Annotated in this window: 14 protein-coding genes, 1 pseudogene and 1 CRISPR repeat array; of the genes and pseudogenes, 3 read left to right on the top strand and 12 right to left on the bottom strand. The window is 72.5% G+C overall.

The genetic code is table 11. The features are described 5' to 3' along the window. Window positions 1-10: 10 nt before the first annotated feature. On the bottom strand, window positions 11-469 hold the full coding sequence (locus tag ACWDCZ_RS11355; RefSeq protein WP_049652026.1) for a DinB family protein: 459 nt from the start codon (window positions 467-469) through the stop codon (window positions 11-13). A 253-nt stretch (window positions 470-722) separates the two neighbouring features. Between ACWDCZ_RS11355 and ACWDCZ_RS11350 the strand changes: the two genes are divergently transcribed. The 3 genes from ACWDCZ_RS11350 (at window position 723) to ACWDCZ_RS11340 (ending at window position 3,184) form a co-directional block, all read left to right on the top strand. Further along, window positions 723-1,334: a carboxymuconolactone decarboxylase family protein gene (locus tag ACWDCZ_RS11350; RefSeq protein ID WP_449815806.1), complete on the top strand. Its 612-nt coding sequence runs from the start codon at window positions 723-725 to the stop codon at window positions 1,332-1,334. Further along, a complete protein-coding gene (locus ACWDCZ_RS11345; RefSeq protein ID WP_117486913.1) occupies window positions 1,331-2,197 on the top strand; it encodes an RNA polymerase sigma-70 factor in 867 nt (288 codons plus the stop codon). The genes ACWDCZ_RS11350 and ACWDCZ_RS11345 overlap by 4 nt, the downstream gene beginning before the upstream one ends. 111 nt (window positions 2,198-2,308) lie before the next feature. Continuing rightward, window positions 2,309-3,184, top strand: coding sequence for a class I SAM-dependent methyltransferase (locus tag ACWDCZ_RS11340; RefSeq protein WP_234348398.1), 876 nt, complete (start codon window positions 2,309-2,311; stop codon window positions 3,182-3,184). An 86-nt stretch (window positions 3,185-3,270) separates the two neighbouring features. After that, window positions 3,271-4,133: a CRISPR direct-repeat array (repeat unit 24 nt; unit sequence GTTGCAAGCCCTCCAGGGCTGATC). 94 nt (window positions 4,134-4,227) lie between these two features. On the opposite strand, the gene cas2 is transcribed toward ACWDCZ_RS11340, so the two are convergent. The 11 genes and pseudogenes from cas2 to ACWDCZ_RS11285 form a co-directional block, all read right to left on the bottom strand. Continuing rightward, window positions 4,228-4,491 (bottom strand): CRISPR-associated endonuclease Cas2, encoded by a 264-nt coding sequence (cas2, locus tag ACWDCZ_RS11335; RefSeq protein ID WP_449815805.1) that lies wholly within the window; start codon window positions 4,489-4,491, stop codon window positions 4,228-4,230. Between the two features lie 6 nt (window positions 4,492-4,497). Further along, complete coding sequence (gene cas1b / locus ACWDCZ_RS11330) at window positions 4,498-5,478, bottom strand: type I-B CRISPR-associated endonuclease Cas1b (RefSeq protein ID WP_074005236.1); 981 nt, start codon at window positions 5,476-5,478, stop codon at window positions 4,498-4,500. Next, window positions 5,478-5,999 (bottom strand): CRISPR-associated protein Cas4, encoded by a 522-nt coding sequence (locus ACWDCZ_RS11325; protein ID WP_049652021.1) that lies wholly within the window; start codon window positions 5,997-5,999, stop codon window positions 5,478-5,480. Before ACWDCZ_RS11325 ends, cas1b begins: the two co-directional genes overlap by 1 nt. Then, window positions 5,996-8,377 (bottom strand): CRISPR-associated helicase Cas3', encoded by a 2,382-nt coding sequence (gene cas3, locus ACWDCZ_RS11320; protein ID WP_449815804.1) that lies wholly within the window; start codon window positions 8,375-8,377, stop codon window positions 5,996-5,998. Before cas3 ends, ACWDCZ_RS11325 begins: the two co-directional genes overlap by 4 nt. A gap of 32 nt (window positions 8,378-8,409) precedes the next feature. Beyond that, window positions 8,410-9,117: a CRISPR-associated protein Cas5 gene (cas5, locus tag ACWDCZ_RS11315; protein WP_449815803.1), complete on the bottom strand. Its 708-nt coding sequence runs from the start codon at window positions 9,115-9,117 to the stop codon at window positions 8,410-8,412. Beyond that, window positions 9,114-10,175: a type I-B CRISPR-associated protein Cas7/Cst2/DevR gene (gene cas7i, locus ACWDCZ_RS11310; protein WP_449815802.1), complete on the bottom strand. Its 1,062-nt coding sequence runs from the start codon at window positions 10,173-10,175 to the stop codon at window positions 9,114-9,116. Before cas7i ends, cas5 begins: the two co-directional genes overlap by 4 nt. Next, complete coding sequence (locus ACWDCZ_RS11305; protein ID WP_449815801.1) at window positions 10,176-11,558, bottom strand: hypothetical protein; 1,383 nt, start codon at window positions 11,556-11,558, stop codon at window positions 10,176-10,178. Between the two features lie 26 nt (window positions 11,559-11,584). Continuing rightward, complete coding sequence (cas6, locus tag ACWDCZ_RS11300; RefSeq protein ID WP_416874767.1) at window positions 11,585-12,349, bottom strand: CRISPR-associated endoribonuclease Cas6; 765 nt, start codon at window positions 12,347-12,349, stop codon at window positions 11,585-11,587. A gap of 3,288 nt (window positions 12,350-15,637) precedes the next feature. Continuing rightward, window positions 15,638-17,056: a serine/threonine-protein kinase gene (locus tag ACWDCZ_RS11295; protein WP_449815800.1), complete on the bottom strand. Its 1,419-nt coding sequence runs from the start codon at window positions 17,054-17,056 to the stop codon at window positions 15,638-15,640. A 12-nt stretch (window positions 17,057-17,068) separates the two neighbouring features. Continuing rightward, on the bottom strand, window positions 17,069-17,830 hold the full coding sequence (locus ACWDCZ_RS11290) for a serine/threonine protein kinase (protein WP_181970501.1): 762 nt from the start codon (window positions 17,828-17,830) through the stop codon (window positions 17,069-17,071). 142 nt (window positions 17,831-17,972) lie between these two features. Then, window positions 17,973-18,627, bottom strand: a pseudogene (locus ACWDCZ_RS11285) (family 43 glycosylhydrolase); the annotation flags it as partial.

Raw genomic sequence — 18,627 nt, 5'->3', positions numbered from 1 at the left:
TGCCTGGTGCTCAGGCGCCCACCGTGCCGTCGATCGCCTCCCGCAGGAAGTCCGCGTGCCCGTTGTGCCGGGCGTACTCGTGGATCAGGTGGAGCATCACCAGCCGCAGCGACACCTCGGCGTCCCACCGGGCCTGGTAGCCGGTGACGTCGAGGGAGTCGGCGGCGAGCTCGATCCGGCGGGAGTGCTCGACCTCGGCCTGCCACGCGGTGAAGGCCTCGGCGCGGGTGGCGCCGGCGGGGTCGTAGGCGGCCTGGTAGTCGCCGTCCTCGGACCAGACCAGCGGCAGCTCCTCACCGTCGATCACCCGGCGGAACCAGACCCGCTCGACCTCCGCCATGTGCCGGACCAGCCCGAGCAGGCTGAGCGTGGACGGCGGGCTGGAGCGCAGCCGCAGCTGCTCGTCGGTCAGGCCCTCGCACTTCAGGGCCAGGGTCGCCCGGTGGAAGTCGAGGAAGCCGCGCAGCATCTCGCGCTCGCCCCCGGTCAGCGGCGGGGCGGGGCGGTCGTCGGGGACGGTCACGGTGGTCGGTCTCCTCGCGGTGGTCGGACTCCCGGCGGACTGTAGCGAACCGCCCGGCCGGTCCGAAACGCCTTTTCTCCCGGCCGCCCACCTGGCTGCGCACCCGGCTTCGCCATCCGCTGTCACATCCGGGCACCCTCCGGTGTCTTCATGTCCGGCAACCCGCCGAACCACCGAACCACCGAACCCGGAGGACACCATGGCACTGCGACTGCCGAAGGCCCAGCTGCCCGCCGAGCTGAGCGAGAACATGATCAGGACGTTCGGGACCGCCCTCGAACCCGTCGAGGCCGTCTGGCACAACCCCGCCGTCGCCACCGCGAACCTGGACTTCTCCCGCGGGATCGCCGAGTGGGACGCACTCGACGAGGGCCTCAAGTCCTTCGCGCACATGGCGGTGGCCGCCCAGGTCGGCTGCGGCTGGTGCCTGGACGTCGGCTACTTCCAGGCGCGGAACCAGGGCCTGGACCCGGCCAAGGCGAGCCAGGTGCCGAACTGGCGGGCGGCGGAGGTGTTCACGGCGCTGGAGCGCGAGGTGATGGCGTACGCCGAGGCCATGACGGTGACCCCGCCGGCCGTCACCGACGAGCAGTACGAGCACCTGCTGGACGAGCTCGGCCCGGCCGCCATGGTCGAACTCACCGCCTACGTCGCCTTCGTCAACATGGCCACCAGGAACAACACCGCGAACGGCGTCCGGTCGCAGGGCTTCTCCGACTCCTGCGGGATCCCGCTGGCCCGGCCCACCGTCACCGCCGACGATGCCGCCGACACCGCCGCTGACGTGTCGGCCGGAGTGAAGCCGGCATGACCGAGGACCCCTTCGTCGCCCACCGCAGCCTGCTCTTCACCGTCGCCTACGAGCTGCTCGGCTCCGCCGCCGACGCCGAGGACGTGCTGCAGGAGTCCTGGCTGCGGTGGGCCGGGGTCGACCGCGCCCAGGTGCACGACCCGCGCTCGTACCTCATCCGGATCGTCACCCGCCAGGGCCTCAACCGGCTGCGGACGCTCACCCGTCGACGCGAGCAGTACGTCGGCGAGTGGCTGCCGGAGCCGCTGCTCACCAGCCCCGACGTCGCCGAGGACGTCGAACTCGCGGAGAGCGTCTCGTTCGCGATGCTGACCGTGCTGGAGACGCTCGGGCCGACCGAGCGGGCCGTGTTCGTGCTGCGTGAGGTCTTCGAGCTGCCCTACGAGGAGATCGCCGAGGCCCTCGGCAAGACCCCGCCCACCGTCCGGCAGATCGCCCGGCGCGCCCGCGCGCACGTGGCGGCCCGCCGGCCCCGGGTACGGGTCAGCCGCTCCGAGCAACAACGGGTGGTGGAACGGTTCCTGGCGACCCTGCGCACCGGGCGGCTGCAGGACCTGATGGAGGTGCTGGCACCGGACGTCGTCCTGATCGCCGACGGCGGCGGGATCGCGGCCGCCGTACCGGCCCCCGTGCACGGGGCCGAGGCCGTCGCGGCGCTGCTCGCGCGCACCGGGCGGCTGCCGGTCCCGTTCGACACCACCGCGGTGTGGCTCAACGGCGCCCCGGCCGGCCGCATCGACATCGGCGGCGAACCCTCGGTGGTGAGCCTCGCGGTGGAGAACGGCCGGGTCACCCGGGTCTACATCGTGCGCAACCCGCGGAAACTGACCCGCCTCGACACACCGGCCGACCTCACCCGGTAGCCTCTCCCCGTTCGCGTGGTGGTGCCCCGAGCCCGCTCGGAGCACCACCACGCTCCCCCACCGCTCCCTGGACGCTCCGCCATCACGTACCGTGTTCGGACCACCACAGGTTTGGGTACGTACCTCGGCGCGCCCGACGGCCGGGCGCCCACCGAGCAGGAGACCCAGCGGCCCATGGACCACAACCGCATCCCCCCGACCGTACGCCGGACGTACGGCGTCGACGACCTCAGCACCGCCCCGTCGTTCGCCGGAGGCTTCATCAACTTCGGCTACTGGCAAGGGATCGACCTCGCCGACCCGACCTCCGAAGACCGGGTGCGCAGCCAGGAGCAGATGTACCGGCGGGTGCTGCGGGAGTTCCCGGAGCCGCGGGAGCGGCTGCGGCTGGCGGAGGTGGGCTGCGGCCGGGGCCTGGGTGCCGCCCTCGCCCTGCGGGAGTTCCGGTTCGCGGGCGTGACGGGCGTGGACATCCACCCCGACCAGATCGAACGGGCCCGCGCCGTCAACGCGAGAGCCCTGGCAACGTACCCCGATCGGCTGGCGTACACCCTCGGCTCGGCGGACGAACTCCCCTTCTCCGACGGCTATCTGGACGGCGTCTTCTCCGTCGAGGCCGCCCAGCACTTCCGCGAACTGACCGGCTTCGCCCGCGAGTCCGCCCGCGTCCTGCGCCCCGGCGGCCGGCTCGTCGTCGCCACCTTCTTCACCGCCCCCGGCCCCGACGTCGCCGAACGCCTCAAGATCCTCCTCGCCAGCTTCGCCGACGGCCTCGACATCGCCCACCCCCTCGACGACTTCACCACCTCCCTCACCCGCACCGGCTTCACCGACATCACCACCGAATCCATCGGCGCCGACGTCTGGCCCGGCCTCGACCGCTACCTCACCGACGCCGTCCCCGCCGCCCACTGGACCCGCCACTTCCTCCCCGCCTGGCGCGACGGCCTCCTCGACTACCACGTCCTCACGGCCATCCGCATCTGACCGGGTGGCGGTCGGCCCTGGGCCCGTCACGGGCCCAGGGCCGCTCGCGACATCCGCAACGGGCGGCTGCGCCTGGAGCACGTTCTATTACAAGCCCTCCAAGGCTGATGACCACTGGCGCTGGCCACGGGTGCGGGGGCGGAGCACGCCGGTTGCAAGCCCTCCAGGGCTGATCTCGACCGGCCCAGACGCATGCGGAGGTGAGGCGGATCGCGTTGCAAGCCCTCCAGGGCTGATCACGACAGGGTGCCCGGCACCCCCTGATGCCGCCGCCGGAGTTGCAAGCCTTCCAGGGCTGATCACGACCGGCTGGCCCGTTGTCGCTCACCCCACCTGCATCCCGTTGCAAGCCCTCCAGGGCTGATCACGACGTCGACCAGAACCGGGTCCGCGGGCAGGTCCACCAGGTTGCAAGCCCTCCAGGGCTGATCACGACTCCGCAGTCCGTGGAGGAGCTGTGGGAACGGATCGGGTTGCAAGCCCTCCAGGGCTGATCACGACTGTGCGGCGTGCGGGCTGGGGAGTGGTGGGGCTAGCGTTGCAAGCCCTCCAGGGCTGATCACGACAGGCCTCGGCCTGCTGAAGGGTGAGGCGGCGCAGGTGTTGCAAGCCCTCCAGGGCTGATCGCGACCGGCATCCAGGACCCCCTCCACATCACCCGCCGCCCGTTGCAAGCCCTCCAGGGCTGATCACGACCCGACGGGGCGCAGAAGAACCGCGTCGACCTCCCGTTGCAAGCCCTCCAGGGCTGATCACGACGGCGGCCGCCGCCAGGTCCAGCAGCCGGTACGCCGTGTTGCAAGCCCTCCAGGGCTGATCACGACGGCCGCCGAGCAGATCGCCCGCCTGGGCGTCCTCGCGTTGCAAGCCCTCCAGGGCTGATCACGACGCGTGGCGATCAGCGGGATCAGCCCGCAGGCCGGCCGTTGCAAGCCCTCCAGGGCTGATCACGACCCGAGGGCAAAGTCCAAGGTCAGAGCACCCGCGGGCGTCGCCGTAGGCAGCGGAAGCGCAGAGACCGGTCGGCACTGCAGTGGCACTGGTCACAGGATCTCACCCGGCCCGCCGAGGGTGGCGCCGAGTGTTGCCCTGGCGATCATGTCCGGGGAGCGGGCGGTGTAGGTGACGATGCTGTCGTAGCTGGGGTCGATCACGCTATTGAGGGTGTGGGTGAGGGCGCGGTACTGGGCGGCGGTGAGTTCGCCGTGGAAGACGCTGCGCTGGGTCCAGTGGAGGTACTTGCGGCAGGTTTTCAATACTTTCGGGTTGCGTTCGGCTGCGGTGTCGTAGACCAGGATGACGAACATCGGCGGCTACCACCAGGGCCGGAAGGGCTTGTACGGCGTGCCTTCCAGACACAGCCGGACGAGCTTGAGTGCTTCGAGGTGGATGAGCTCCTCGTAGCTGACCTTCCGCTTCAGCGTCCGGTGGTACACCGTCGTCGCGAGTTCCTCCCGAACCAGGGCGGCGATCTTCTTGCGGCCGTCCGCACTGAGTGCGGCGCGGCCGACTTCCGTCTCGAAGTCGCTGGGTTTGAGGTGCTTCTGGCCGGCGGCCCGCCGCAGTAGCCGTTCGGCGAGCAGGGGTTTGAAGGGTTCGGCGAGGTCGAGGGCGAGGGTGTTGCGGCGGCGGTCGGTGTCGCTGTGCAGGAAGCCGATGGCGGGGTGGAGCGGGGTGCTGCGCAGGGCGGTGAGGACGCGGGCGTAGGTGAGGGCGTTGAGGTAGCTGATGAAGGCGTTGCCGGCGTTGGTGGGTGGCCGGCGGGTGCGGCCGTTGAGGCGGAGCCAGGCGGGGAGGCGGGTGTCGAGGACGGCCCAGGCGGTGCGGCGGAAGTTGCCTTCCTGGCCCATGAGTTCGTCGGTGTCGTGGCAGTCGGGCAGGGTGGTGCGCAGGGTTTCGAGTGCCGGGTCGAGGAGGTCGGTGTCGAGGGCCCAGCGGAGGTTCTCGGCGGTGGCGAGGAGGAGTCCGCGTGCGACCGGGAGGCGTTGCGCGGGGTCGCCGGTGATCTCGACCTGTCGGCGGAGGACGGTGGCGGAGGACATGGCCTCGGCGGGCGCGAAGTGTCCGGCGTAGTTGCCGTAGTGGTCGAGGATGTGGACGGTGACGCCGTGGCGGCTGAGGAGGGACATCACGGAGGTGTTGAGGTCGACGTGCTCGAAGGCGACGAGGTCGCGGATGTCCGTGATGGGGATGCGGACGGGGCTGCCGTCGGCACGCTCGATGCGGATGCTGTCGTCCTCGCGGCGGATGCGGCAGGGTCCGGTGAGCCAGTAGGTACGGCCGACGGCGGGCATCAGTCTCCCCAGCAGTAGTCGAGGTAGGAGCAGCCGCGGCAGGCGGCACGGGTCCGGCGGTCGGGGGGTTCGGCCGAGGCGATGACGGCGCGGGCCTCGTCCTCGGCGGTCTCGGCCGCTTCCCGCGCCTCTTCGTTCCAGGGGACATCGGTGGTGCGGCGGATGAGGGGGTAGTGGACGGTGCCGCCGCGCACGTTGACGCCTCGGCGCTCCAACAGCAGGCAGTAGTGCCGGACTTGGGCGTCGTGGGCGGGTGATGGGCTGCGGGAGGACTTGGTCTCGTGGATGACGGCCCCGGCGGTGACCCAGTCGATGCGGGCTTCGCCGAGGTCGACGTCCCGCCGTCGCGTGAACGTGGTCTCGCTCACGACCTCCCCGAAGGCGACGAGGTCGCTGCCGCCTTCGGGCCGGTAACCGCGCGTGTAGAGCCAGAGTTGGCGCGGGCAGTGGCGCAGGTACTTGATGTGGACGCCGCCGAGGCCCTGGTCGTCGCCGAGTGGACTCGCAGGGATGGGTTTCACAGGATCGTCTCCGTTTCGGCGGGCGGGCGGAGGCCCAGGACGGGGTCGTACTCGCCCTTGACGAGATGGACGCCTAGCGACCGGTCGAAAGCGTGGCTGTAGGTCTTCAACTGCCCGTAGCCCAGCGGGATGAGCAGTCCGGCGGCGAGGAGCGGGTCCGCCTTCTTGCCGACCGCGAGTCGGCGGTACTCCTCGGTGTCCTCCTCCAGGAGCACCTCCACGGTGTCGAAGCGTTCGCCGAGGGACTTCGCGTACTCGGTGCGGTCGTGGAAGGGGTCGGCGAAGGTGAGGAACTCGGCGGTGAACCCGTCGCGGGCCTCCCGAGCCCTCTCAGCCCACTTGTGGCCCCAACCAGTGTCGTAGGCGAGGGCGAGGAGGCGGTCGATGTCCTGTTCGCTGAGGTCGGTGGCGCCTTCCACCGCCAGGGTGGTGAGCGCCGACCAGGCGGCCTCCACCGCGCCCTGGTCGTACGGGCGGTGGCCGTCCGTCCGGTGGACCCGGAACTCGACCGCCCCGTCCGGGTGGAGGCCCCGACGGTTGACGCGTCCGGCGCGCTGGGCGACGGCCTCGATGGGGGCGTTCTCCACCGCGCCCCGGTCGAAGTCGAGTTGCAGCGAGACCTCCACCGTCTGCGTGGCCACGACCAGACCGCCTCGACGCGGCGCGTCGTCGGACCGGCGCTCGCGGTGGCGTTTCAGGAGTCGGCGTTCGATCTCGTCGCGGTCCTTGTTCTTGAAGCGCGAGTGGAGGAGCAGTGCGGCGTCCGGGTCGTCGGGGTGCTGCTCGCGGGCGTGGTCGGCGAGGGCGGCGAAGAGGGCCTGCCCCGCAGCAACCCTGTTGACGACCGCCAGCACGCTGTGCCCCTCGTCGATCCACCCTTCCAGCCGCGCGATGCTCTCCGGGTCCGTCAGCGCGAGCTCGTCGACGACCAGTCGGTGCCGCACCGGCGCCGTCCCGGGCTCGGCCCGGTGGCAGGTGACGGGCTGGTGCAGGCTCTCGTCGACGATGGTCAGCAGCGGCGGGGCGAGGGTCGCGGACAACACGGCGATCCTGCTGCCGAGTTGTTCCCACAGCCGCATCGCGGCGCAGAGCCGGCCGAAGGTCTCGGGGTCGTAGGCGTGGAGTTCGTCCAGGACGAACAGGGAGTTGGCCTGTTCGAGGAGGACGGAGGAATGGGTGGGCCCGGCGATGGCGGCGGCGAGGAGTTGGTGGGGCGTGGCGACGCGCAGGCGTTGGGTGAACAGGCGCATGGCGTTGGCACGGGCGCGGGCTTTGCGGGCGTCGTCCTTGGTGGGGCCGCTACAGCAGTCGTCCTCCGACGCCTCCGTGAGGAGGGTACGGGCGAGGGCGCCGTGGAGGAGGCCGATGTCAGGCTGCTTCTCCCCCGCGGCCGGGTGGAGGGTGTGCTGGAAGCGACGTCGGGCGGCGTTGAGGGAGGCGCGGTAGGGCAGGGTCCAAACGACCCTGGGCATGCCCGCCATCGTCGCCAACTGCCGGGCAGCCCAGGAGAGTCCGGCCTCCGTCTTGCCGCTGCCCGTGGGGGCGATGAGGACGAGGTGGCCCACGGTCGTACCGGCGTCGTGCTGGTGCCGGTGCGGCGGGTACGGGAGCCGCGCGAGGTAGTCGGTGGGCAGCGGCATGTGGGTCTGGAGGTCCACGTGGGCGGAGCCTGCGTGGTCGGCCAGGGTGAGGGCGCCCTGGGCCAGGACGGCGAGCAGGCCCTGGTGGGCCTTCACCGGGAGCCTCCAGGCGGTGAGGACGTCCTGGAGGAGCAGGCGGGCCCGGTCGGCGAGCACCGGGTCGTTCGGCCCCGGTGGTGCGGGTTCGGTGCCGAGGGAGCCGGCCAGCCAGGCCAGGAGTTCCTGGTGCAGGCCGCGCGGGACCTGCGGCCGTGGGCCGTCCGGGCCGGGCACGTGGCCGAAGGCCTCGTCCCAGCGGGTCCGTTCGTTGTAGAGGCGGGACAGGGCGGGCTTGCCGCCGCCGAGGGAGGACGCCGCGTGGAGCGGCCGGTGGTGGCCGGCGACGAGCGTGGCGATCAGCAGGCGCTCCTCGCCGCCCCACCCCGCTGCCAGGGCCAGCAGGTCGACGTAGGCGAGGGAGAGGACCTCGTGGCGCTCGCCCCAGGGTTTGCCGCCGGGTTCGACCTGCCGTTGGAACAGTTCGGCGATCTTGCCCGCGTCGTGCAGCAGCGCCGCGACGCGTACGAGGCTCCAGAACTGCGGTTCGGTGGCGATGACGCCGGCGGCCCCGATGCGCGCCTCCAGCTGGGCGACCGCGTCGTGGACGGTGCGCAGGTGGGTGGTGAGGCGTTCGGGGTCTTCCCGGGGCAGCGACTTGGCCCGCAGGTCGGTGAGGGCGCGCCTTCGTGGTGGGGTCAAGGGTGGGGCCAGGGGTGGGGCCAGGGGTGGGGTCAGGGGGTCAGCAGCCATACGGCTTGGGTGTCCTCGTTACTGGTGGGTGCTTCTCGGTAGGCGCCGCGGACCGGTGCCGCCCCGGCGGGTTCGTCGCACCACAGGTACGGCGACCAGCGGGTGGTGAGGCGGTCGGCGGAGACGGTGTCGGCGAGGCGGTGCTCGTGGGCGGAGGGCACGTCGTGGCCGTCGGCGGGGGCGAGGGCGTGGCCGACGACCGCCCGCTCGGCGGGTTCGAGGACGACGTGGGCCAGTCCGGTGAGGTGGACGAGGTCCTGGGAGCGGCCCAGGCGCAGGGCGTGACGAGGCCGACGCAGCGCCCGGGCGAACCGGTCGCCGTCCGCTCCCGGTTCGGGCAGCCACAGGGTCAGGTGGACGTCGGCGAGGAAGGGCCGGACCTTGGCCGTCGTACCGCCCTTTCCGGCCCGGATGCGGCCGCCGGCGGACGGGTTGCTGCCGTCGGCGGCGATCGGATGGTAGGTCTCGGTGTCGGTACCGTGGCCTTCCGACCAGGCCGCCATGCCGAGGACGAAGGGTTCGGCGTACGCGCCGGTGGCGGCCGCCAGCAGCCCGCGGACGGTGGACGGCGGCGGCACCGGGAGAACGCGGGTGACACCGGGGAACAGCGGGTCCCGGAAGGAGGCCACGGGCGCGTGGAACGTCGCACGCAGGGCCCGTACCGGCCCGCCCGGTGGCGCCGGGGTCATCGCGGCTCCGGGTCGTCGAACCAGCCGTCCAGCTCGCCCGCGCGCAGTTCCTCCGCCAGCTTGAGCAGAACAGTCCGGGGGTGGTCGACGACGATGGTGCCCTCGGCCAGCTGCCGCTCGCACTGCTTCTCGAAGTCCTCGCGCGCCTGGTCGCGGAAGCCGGGCCGCCAACCGATCCGTACCGGCCCCTCCCACTCCCCCGCCCACGCTTCGAGCTCCTGGACCAGGACGTCCCCGCGCACCCGCACCCCCGTGTCGGGGTCGCTGTCGATCACGTGGCCCAGCGGGTTGATGCCGCCCTTGAAGGGGACCAGGACGATCAGCGCGGGCACCCGGTCGCCGTAGTGCAGGGCCTGCTTCGCCCCGCCGCTCAGGTGCGCGATCGCCTCGGGCAGCAGCGCGGCCCGGCGGCGCCGCTCCTCCAGCGGCAGCCGTACAGCCGGCTGGTCGCGGAACGGGCCTGTGGTGGCGCCGAGCGCGGCGGCCTCCGCCACCTGGAGCGCCTGCTCCTGGGTGAGGTAGTTGGGCCGACCCACCCCGTCCGCGCCGGGCAGGGTGAACGTGCCGATCCTCGGGAGGTCGAGCAGGAAGGGCGCGGCGAGGTCGGCGGTGTAGAACTCGTGGCCGTGCAGGACGGGTTCGGTCACCCCCCGGGACATGACGCCGAAGTCCTCGGTCGGATAGGCGGGTTCGACGGACATCAGAGTGCCGAGCATGAACGGGCTGTCGCGCAGGGTGGTCGCCGCGTCGTCCTTCCTCGCACCCGCCCGCATGTAGCCGAACAGGTCGTCGTCCGGGTAACGAACGGGATCCGCCTGGGTGTTGGCCTTCTGCGCCTTACCCTGCGCCTTGCCGACCCGGGTGACGGGGGACGGTACCGAGCCGCGCTCGACCATGGTCTCCCGGATCCAGCGACGCGCCGCCTGCGCGGACACGTACGGGTACTTGCGGCCCCTGATCCGCGCGAACTTGACGCGGGACACGGTCTCCTCGCTCCGCCCGTTGTTGGGTGCCCCGGCCTGCACGGAGAGCACCATCATCCCTGCCAGGTAAGCCATTTACGCCCGCTCCATCTCGTATGCGTCGTACTCGTCCTCGGCGTCCACGCCGAACGCCGGTTGCTCCGCCAGCGCCTCGATCTCGCGTTCCTGCTGCGGGTCGGGCTCCTTGCCGCTGATCGCGACCCCTCGGCGCTGGAGCATCACCGACACCAGCGCGAACAGGAGCATCCGCTGCTCCCAGGCGCGCGGCCGGCGCCCGATCAGCGGCTTCCACAGCTCGGGGCCCGCCAACGGCGTCTTGTTCCCGACCAGTTGCAGACGCATGTAGGCCTTCACCATGAGCGCGCCGAGCTGGTAGTCGTTGAGCGCGGCCCTGCGGTACTCGGCCAGGCGCCCGCGCGAGCCGTCCTGGGCGATCCAGTCGGCGATCAGCGTCGCCACCGGTTCAAGATCCGTTTCCATTCCGAAGACCTCCTCGGCGTAGGTGAAGGCGAGCCTGACCAGGGCCTCGCGGTCGTCGACGCTCCACGCGCCGTCGGGATCCGCGAGGAGGCGGTGCAGCTGCCCGAGCAGCGGGCGGCTCCGCCCGTCCTCCGCCTCGAACAGCAGCCGCGCCGCCTCGCTCGCGCCGCTCTTCCCGGCGTCCGGCCGGGCCAGAGCACGACGCAGCAGGTGCCAGCCACGGCGCAGCGGTGCGTTGCCGTCGACGGTGGCGAGGAAGGCCGGGACGGCGCGCCGGGTGCGGGTGACGCGCAGCCAGGGCTCCTGGTTGTCGTTCTTGAAGCTCCACAGGGTGGTCGCGCACAGGCCGTCGGTGGCGTCCCGCAGCGCGGCGAGGACGACCAGCTCGGGCCTGGCCCCGGCGGACATCCCACTGAAACCGGCCTGCATGACGCGGCGGGCACGCCGTACGTTACGGCGGGCGAACTCCCTTTCGGTATCCTGCTCTTGGCAGGACAGGACGGTGGCCGAACCGGCCGTCACCCAGGCGCCGTAGGGCAGCGCCCACATCGCGATCCGGCACCCCCGGCAGACCGGCCAGCCGGGGACGCCGGGTGGCAGGGTGTTCAGGGCCTTGCTGGTGTCGAACAGGGGGAGGTTCGACTTCGCCCAGACCACCGCCGTACCGGCGCCGCAGAACGTGCACGGCCGCACCGGCCCGGACTGCGGGGCGTCCGGGGCGAAGAGCCTTTCGATGTCCGGCCTCAGCACGTTCGGGTCGGAGGGCCGCTTGCTGTGTGTGGCCTTCGAGTTCGGGTACAGCGCGAACAGGACCTTCCACCAGTCGTAGCGGCCGCCGCTGTCCTTGGGTGCCGTCGCGGCCGCCAGCACGTCCGCCACCAGGACGGACGCCATGGCGTCGAGGTCTGCGGCGCTCACCCGGCCCGGGCCGTCGCGCTCGGCGATGACGGCCACGGCCCAGGCACCCGCCCGCTGCAAGGGATGACCGGACGCGACGAGGGCCGTCACCGTACCCACCCGAAGCCCTGGATCGTGTCCAGGCCCAGCCCCCAGGAACGGATCGCGTTCACGAACCGGCCGTCAGCCTCCATCGCCACCCGCACCCGCGCCCCGATCCGCGGCGCCCCACGCACCGTGAACCGCCGCCGGGGGCCCGCCTCCAGCACCCGCAGACCGTGCGGGGCCGGCAGGCCCAACACGTCCGCCTTGTGCGCCAGGTTGTGCTGGAGGCGGTCCAGGTAGTGCTCGTCGCCCGGGAGCAGGTTCCAGCTCTCGTGCTTGAGCACGACCGGCGTCATCGTCTCCAGCTCCACCGACCCCTCCCCCGGCGGCAGCAGCGCATCCATGTCCACCGCGACCCCGCGCACCCGCAACCGCGTTGCGCCCCACACCAGTTCATCGGCCCCGGCCAGCGCGCGCACCAACACCGAAGCGATCTCCGGCACCGGCGACCCGAACCACACCGAACCGTCCCGCGACGTGGAGTACACGCCCCGCTTTCGCGGCGCCCCCAGAAACAGCGGCCCGGCCACCCCCACCGGCTTCAGCGGCTTCCCCCGCCACCCGCCGTCGTGCAGGGCCTGTGCCAGGGCCTCGTCCTGCCCACTGAGCAACCCGTACACCACACCCCGCGCCGCCCCGTGCACGTCCTCCCACCGCACACTCGACGCATCCGGCGTCACATCCACCCTCACCCGCACCAGACTCTCCCGACCCGCGTGCCGCAACCCGAACACGCCGCAAGCTAGTCGGGCGTGAACGATCGACACCGCATTCCTCACGATTTGGAGCAATAGCCAGTCATATGTGCTAGAGGCCCCGGCGTCACCGCCGCCAGCCTCACGACGGGAACAGCGTCCACCCGCAGAGGGACCAAACCCAAAGCGCTCTGACCTGCGACGATGCACTACCGCCGAGTCGCCGCAACGGCATCGCCCGAGGCAAATCGGGCACACCGCTGGACCTGGTGCTTTACCCTCGGGTCGTAACCAGCCCTGAAGGGCTCGCAACGGGGAGGGCAACCCCCCGACCCGGCCCCGGGCCAACAGGTCGTAACCAGCCCTGAAGGGCTCGCAACACACGGCCAGCCACGAGGCCCAGGTGGAAACCCCGGTGGTGATCAGCCCTGGAGGGCTCGCAACACGACAACCACATGGGGCCCGGCCCCATTTAGCAGGGTGGTGATCAGCCCTGGAGAGCTCGCAACAGGACGGCGGGGCCGGCGGGCGCGGTGTGGGTACGGGTGGTGATCAGCCCTGGAGGGCTCGCAACCCGGACAGGTCTCGGCCTTGCAGTCCGCGAGTCACCGTCGCAACCAGCCCTGGAGGGCTCGCAACCCCGTGGCGCGGAGCAGCGCGGCCACCGTGGCCCGAAGGTGGTGATCAGCCCTGGACGGCTTCCAACGCGATTCACTGGGGAGGGCAGTTCAGCGCCGCAGAGACCCTGATCAGCCCTGAAGGACACGACGTTGGTGGGCTCCGACAAAGGCCGCTAGCCTTGGCGGGCCGACGCTAGTTCGGTGCCCGTCGTGGCGCTGGTCAGGTTCGTTCTCATCAGCCCTGGAGGGCTTGCAATGAGCGCGCCATAGAGTTGGTCGGCGCGCGCCATAGAGTCGGTCGAGGCTGGCGGCGGTGAAGTCCTCGGGCGGACACCGCCGCTGGCCAACACGCTCATCCGAACCAGTCCCGACAGCTCCGCGACCAACGCTCAGGGTCGACGTAATCACCCATGAGCGCTGCCAGTCCACTCCGGTGCCGCTGCTCCCGACCTTGGTCGCAGGTTGATTTCATCGGAGCGAGTCATCTAGTTCGTCGATGAGCTCATCGGCATCGCGAGGGCCCACCTATCAAGACGGGCGTCCCACGATCGGGTGACATCAGCCTCGGGCAGGACTGCTCCCAAACCACACTCATCATCCAACATTTAGCCTCTCACCTGCGGCTTTATCAACTGTCGGATGCGGCAACCAAGCCCAGCGGCCAGCAGGCCTCGGGCCGATCTATGAACAACCAACCGATACTGATGCTGCCCTGAGCGCGAAGACCCCAGCACTATGCGCGGCTTGTCGCCAAGGCCTCTGTCCCGTGGGGGGATGACCAGGTGAACGTCTCGGAATCCGTTCTCGTGCTCGTCGACGCGCTGCTGGCCGCCGTCGTGCCGGGCGCTGCGGTTGCCCGCGTAGTGCCATCCGCAGCGATGCGTCCGGGCTGGCACCGCGAGCGGCGCGTTCAGGGACCGCATCCCCTCACCCCGCTATGCGGCCGCCGGCGGCGGCTGGAAGCCCGAATCGATCCTCCGCCAGCTGCCGCGTGCGTCCTGAGGTCGGGGACCGAGGGTGCGCCGGAGCCGCTGGCCATCGCCTGTGGAGTCTCCCGGCTCCGGGTGCCTCTGGTTCCCCGGGCTCCCGGGAGGGCCGACGCGGCCGGTCGTTCCGGGGTGGGCGCCCACAGGCTGGGTGTCGGCCCGGCCGCGTGATCTACACCCCTCCAGCTTGTCGATTCACTGGAGGATGGAAGTGCGGTTCATGGAGTTGCTGTGGCAGGACGAAGCTGCGGTCAAGGTCGCGGGAGTAGTCCTGAGCATCGTGTTGGAGTGGTCCCTTCAGTTCATCAAGGGCCGCGCCAGGCGGCGGGCGGATCTGCCGCCCGGCACAGCGGTGGAGCCGTCCGTACGGCGTCCGCGCCGTACCCGGCGGTCGTCGCGTCGGGTGGCCGAGTTGAAGCGGTCGAGGGCTCGGTTCGCCCGTGCCCCGAAGCCGCGTCCGGAGGGGGGTGGCCGGAGCAGTGCACGGCAGCGCCGGCCCGGGCAGCGCCGCCGTCCCGGCAGGCGCGCCTCTTGACGGCGGGCACGATCGGTCGGAGTGCCCGGAACTGGATGCCGGGCGTTCCGTAGAGCCGGTTGCAACGCCGTAACGGGCGGCCAGGGCGCGGAGTGGCCTCCAGCCCGCCCACCGTCGGGGCACACGGGAGTGTGCGCCGGCGGCTCCGGAGGATGCAACTCCCCTGCCGGGGCGACATACTGGACGTCCCCCTGGGAAACCCCGGGCGTGCGGCTTCGTTCGCACGCCCGCACCCTGCCTTCTCTGATGCACCGCCAGGGGTGATCGGCGGGTACCGGCCCCGGAGGTGCGGGCACAAGGGGACCAGGAGACTCCGTGGATCGTGCGGGCCGGGCGCTTCCGCTCGGGCGGCCGGGCGTGCTGCTCGGGGTGCCCGTGGCGTTGTGCTGCCAGCTCGCGGCGGCGGCTCCCGCCCACCCCGCGTCCCGAGGACGGCGGGCTCCCCGCCCTGGCCGACCAGCCCCACGGCCAGCAGGCGTACGGCAAGGCCGACATCTACCTCTTCAAGGTGCCCGAGGGCGTCACCTCGCCGAACCTGTACGCGCTCGGCCCGGGGGGCGGGGGCGCGCCCGGTGGCGGAGGTGGGGGTGGGGGCGGCGGAGGGGCCGGTGGCGGCGGAGCGGCCCTGGCCTGCACCGCCGTGCCGGTGACCCCGGGCATGCGCCTCGTAATCATCGTCGGCCAGGGCGGCGTCCTCGAAGGTCGGAGTGGCGGTGCAGGTGGTGGGGGCGGTGCGGCGGGCGCCACTCTGCGCCCGGCCGAACCCGGTGGCGCGGGGACAGCGGGGTCCGTCGGCGCGAGGCCCCGCAATGGCGGGGACACCTTCGTCCGCGTTCACAACGGTTCTGCGATCGCCGGATCCTCCGGGGCGGGGACGGAGGCGTGAGCGGCGGCGCGGGCCGGGGCGGTGGCGGCGGCACCGGCGGCAGCAGCGGCGGGGCAGGGGCGGGAACGGCGGCGCACCGCCGCCCGGCCCGGACGACCAGTCGGGTACCGGTGGCGGCAGCGCCGGGAGCACCACTGTGAGCACCGGCGGTAACGGGTACGTCCTGATTATCTGGTAGCCCGCCGCCAGGGCATGTCCCACCCGTTCCGTCCGCACACCCACTGCGCGGACGGGACGGGCGCGGTCGCGACGGGCCTGGTCGGCGGCGGTGCGGCCGTAGGACGGTGGCGGGCTCGCGGCCGGGGTCGGGAAGACCGATGGCGCGTAGGGCGGTTATGGGCAGGGGTGCAGGGCGGGGCGGTCGCGGGTGCGGACGGCGGGGAGCCAGGCGGGGGTGTGGCCTGGGAGGCGGATGCGGTACCAGAGGGTGGAGGTGAGGTCTTCCTCGTTGATGACGGGGAGGCCGGTGGGGAGTTGGCAGTCGGCGTCGAGGGTGTCGTTGTGCCAGACGCGGACGGGGCCGACGTTGTCGGCGGTGTAGGGGCGCAGGGGGTCGACGGCGAGGCCGAGGCTGCACTGGGGGTCGTGGTCGGTGCGGTCCTGGCAGCCGCGTTCGGCGTTGAAGACGCGGACGTGGGCGGGCTGTCCGGGCGGCGGTTCCGGGTGCGGCCAGAGGGCGGTGGCGGTGACGGCGGCCGTGGCGCAGGAGGCCAGGGCCAGCAAAGCGGTGCTCGGACGGCGCGGGCGGCGCGGGCCCCGGTCGGCGCCGATGCGCGCGAGCAGGCTCTCCGCCGTGTGCGGGGCGCGGGCGGCGTGGGTGGGGGCGAGGCAGTCGGCGGCGAGGGCGCGCCAGAACGGGGGGACCGCGGCGGCCAGTCGCAGGGCGGCGCGGCCTTCCGCGTACTGTTGGGCCGCGGCGCTGCGGGCGGTGGGGGTGACGCCGGGGAAGGGGCGGCCGCCGGCGGCGAAGACCTCGTGGATGACGATGCCGAGCGCCCAGATGTCCGCCGTGGTACGGACTTTGACGCCGTGTTCGCCGAGTGGTTCCGTCCAGCGTTCCGGCGGGAGGTAGTCGGGGGTGCCCATCGGGGAGCAGTGGCCGTGGGTGCCGGTGAGTTCGATGGCGAGGCCGAAGTCGGAGAGGCGGACCTCGCCGTCGGCGCCGATGAGGACGTTCTCCGGTTTGAGGTCGGTGTGGACCCAGCCGGAGCGGTGCAGGTGGGCCAGGCCTTCGCAGATGCCGGTGACGATCCGGGCGCCCTCGGCCTCGTCGACGCCGAGGGCGAGCAGGTCGCGCAGGGTGCAGCGGGCGCGTTCCATGACGAGGACGATCGCGCCGTCGAGGGTGGGCTGGTCGGGGGCGGCCAGGACGAGGGTGTCGAGCAGCCGGACCAGTCGGGGGTGCGGGGCGGTGCGGCCCAACTCGGTTTCGCGCCGGGCGGCTTCGGCGACCTGGCGGGCCTGGCGGGGGGCGAGTCCGGCGGTCGGCAGCACCTTGAGGGCGACCGTGCCGTCCGCGTCGTCCGCGCGGCCGGCCCCGCCGTCGGCCCGGCGGGCGGCGTAGACCGTCGCCCAGCCGCCCTCGCCGAGCAGCCCGGTGACGGTCCACTCGCCGACCCGGTGGCCGGCCGGCAGCAGTTCCTCGCCGTCCCCGGGGAAGTCCTGCTCGGGGACGCCCTCGCTGGGGACGCCCTCCCTCGGGACGGCCTCGCTGGGGACGCCCTCCCCGGGAAAGGCCGGGTCTTGCGGCATCTCCGCCCCTCCCTACCGTCCGGTGCGGGCGGGTTCGGGGGCCGGCAGGAGCGCGAGGTGTTCCTCGCGGACGATGCCGAACTTCAGGGCGAGCCCCACCACGGCCTCGCGTTTGCCGCTTCGGCGGTCCGCGCGGTCGCCGTCGGGCAGGTCGATGCGGAGCTTCTCGTCGGCGAGGTAGTCGAGGTGCGAGCTGACGGCGCGGGCGGTGAGCCGGGCGCAGGCGGGGTGGCCGTGCAGCCGGGCGACCACCTGCGGGGTGGTGGGGACGGCGGCCGGGGAGCGGTCGCGCAGCCACGGTTCGCAGAGTGCGACCAGGACCAGGAAGTACGTGGCGGTCTCGTCCAGCGAGTACGCCGTCATGGTGCGGCTCTCCCGGGAGCCGCCGTGGGCGTCCGGGTCCAGGTAGACGTGGTCGGGCGCGAACACCTGGAAGGAGAGCGGTGTTTCCCGCCGGGAGGGCAGCACCACCCGGGAGAACTCGAAGGGGATCGGCGCGCCGATCCGCCGTGGCGGCACCCGCAGGTACTCGCCGGCGCCCTCCGGGTTCTCCACCAGGTAGGCGTGGGTGTTGCTGAGGTTGCTCAACTGCCAGTGGTCGTCGGTCGCGTGGATCTCACCGGCCAGTCGGGAGACCGTCTCGTCGCCGAGGCGCAGCTCCACGGGGATGCGGGCGGAGCCCCGGCCGAAGCGCGCCCGTTCTCCCGGACCGAGCCGTAAGGTCACCGTGTCGTCGCCGTTCCCCTCCGGCAGGTGGACGACAATCCCGCTCACCGTTCCTCCGTCCCGCGCACCGCTCCCCCGTTTCGCGCGCCGGCTCTTGCCGGACGGACGAACGGTACCTCTTCGCGTACGACAATAAACCGGATGCCGCAGGCTACTTGACAAAACGGGAGCGGAGGGTACAGGCGTTCGGTCAGCGCATCGGCGCCCCCGAACGCACGGGTGCCACCGCACCCATCGGCGCCCCCGACCGCAGCGGCGCCACCGGCCGGTCGCCGAAGGCGGCCCACGGCCGCCAGCCACCGCCGGGCCGGTCCTGGACGCGGGTGCGCACCCGGCCGTCCTCGGCCACCGCGAAGACGTGCAGCCGCCCGGTGGAGTCGGCCGCGGCCGAGGGCGGCGCCGCGAGCACCAGGCCGGGCTCGCCGAAGTCCTCGCCGAGCACGTCCGTCGGTACCCAGGCTCCGGCGGGCGCCGACTGCCAGCGGTGGGCGAGGCGTTCGCCGCCCGGGGAGAGGGTGAAGGCCTCCAGCCGGCCGTCCGAGCCGGCGATCACCGGCGGCGCGGCGGTGGACCAGCCGAGCAGCAGCTGCCAGGCGTCCCAGCCCCCGCTGGGCACCGACTGGCGGCGGTGGAAGGCGGCCGTGCCGGACGGGGCGATCGCGGTGACGTTCAGCCGCCCGGTGCCGTCGCGGGCCACCCTCGGCGCGGCCCCGGCGGGCGTCCCGAAGCGCTCCCAGGCGGACCAGGCGCCGCCGGGCGAGGTCTGCCAGCGGTGCAGCAGCGCGGCGCCGCCGGGCGCGAGCACGAACACCTCCAGCCGGCCGTCGGCGTTGGCGGCGACGGCC

Source organism: Kitasatospora sp. NPDC001225, from assembly GCF_053597855.1.
The sequence above is the reverse complement of the archived record's forward strand: the minus strand, read 5'-3'. Positions and strand labels throughout refer to the sequence as shown.

What these genes read in the sequence shown, in the direction of transcription:
- ACWDCZ_RS11355 (WP_049652026.1), bottom strand. Translation starts at nt 469, where the DNA reads ATGCTGCGCGGCTTCCTCGACTTCCACCGGGCGACCCTGGCCCTGAAG.
- ACWDCZ_RS11350 (WP_449815806.1), top strand. Translation starts at nt 723, where the DNA reads ATGGCACTGCGACTGCCGAAGGCCCAGCTGCCCGCCGAGCTGAGCGAG.
- ACWDCZ_RS11345 (WP_117486913.1), top strand. Translation starts at nt 1,331, where the DNA reads ATGACCGAGGACCCCTTCGTCGCCCACCGCAGCCTGCTCTTCACCGTC.
- cas2 (WP_449815805.1), bottom strand. Translation starts at nt 4,491, where the DNA reads ATGTTCGTCATCCTGGTCTACGACACCGCAGCCGAACGCAACCCGAAA.
- cas1b (WP_074005236.1), bottom strand. Translation starts at nt 5,478, where the DNA reads ATGCCCGCCGTCGGCCGTACCTACTGGCTCACCGGACCCTGCCGCATC.
- cas5 (WP_449815803.1), bottom strand. Translation starts at nt 9,117, where the DNA reads ATGACCCCGGCGCCACCGGGCGGGCCGGTACGGGCCCTGCGTGCGACG.
- cas7i (WP_449815802.1), bottom strand. Translation starts at nt 10,175, where the DNA reads ATGGCTTACCTGGCAGGGATGATGGTGCTCTCCGTGCAGGCCGGGGCA.
- ACWDCZ_RS11295 (WP_449815800.1), bottom strand. Translation starts at nt 17,056, where the DNA reads ATGCCGCAAGACCCGGCCTTTCCCGGGGAGGGCGTCCCCAGCGAGGCC.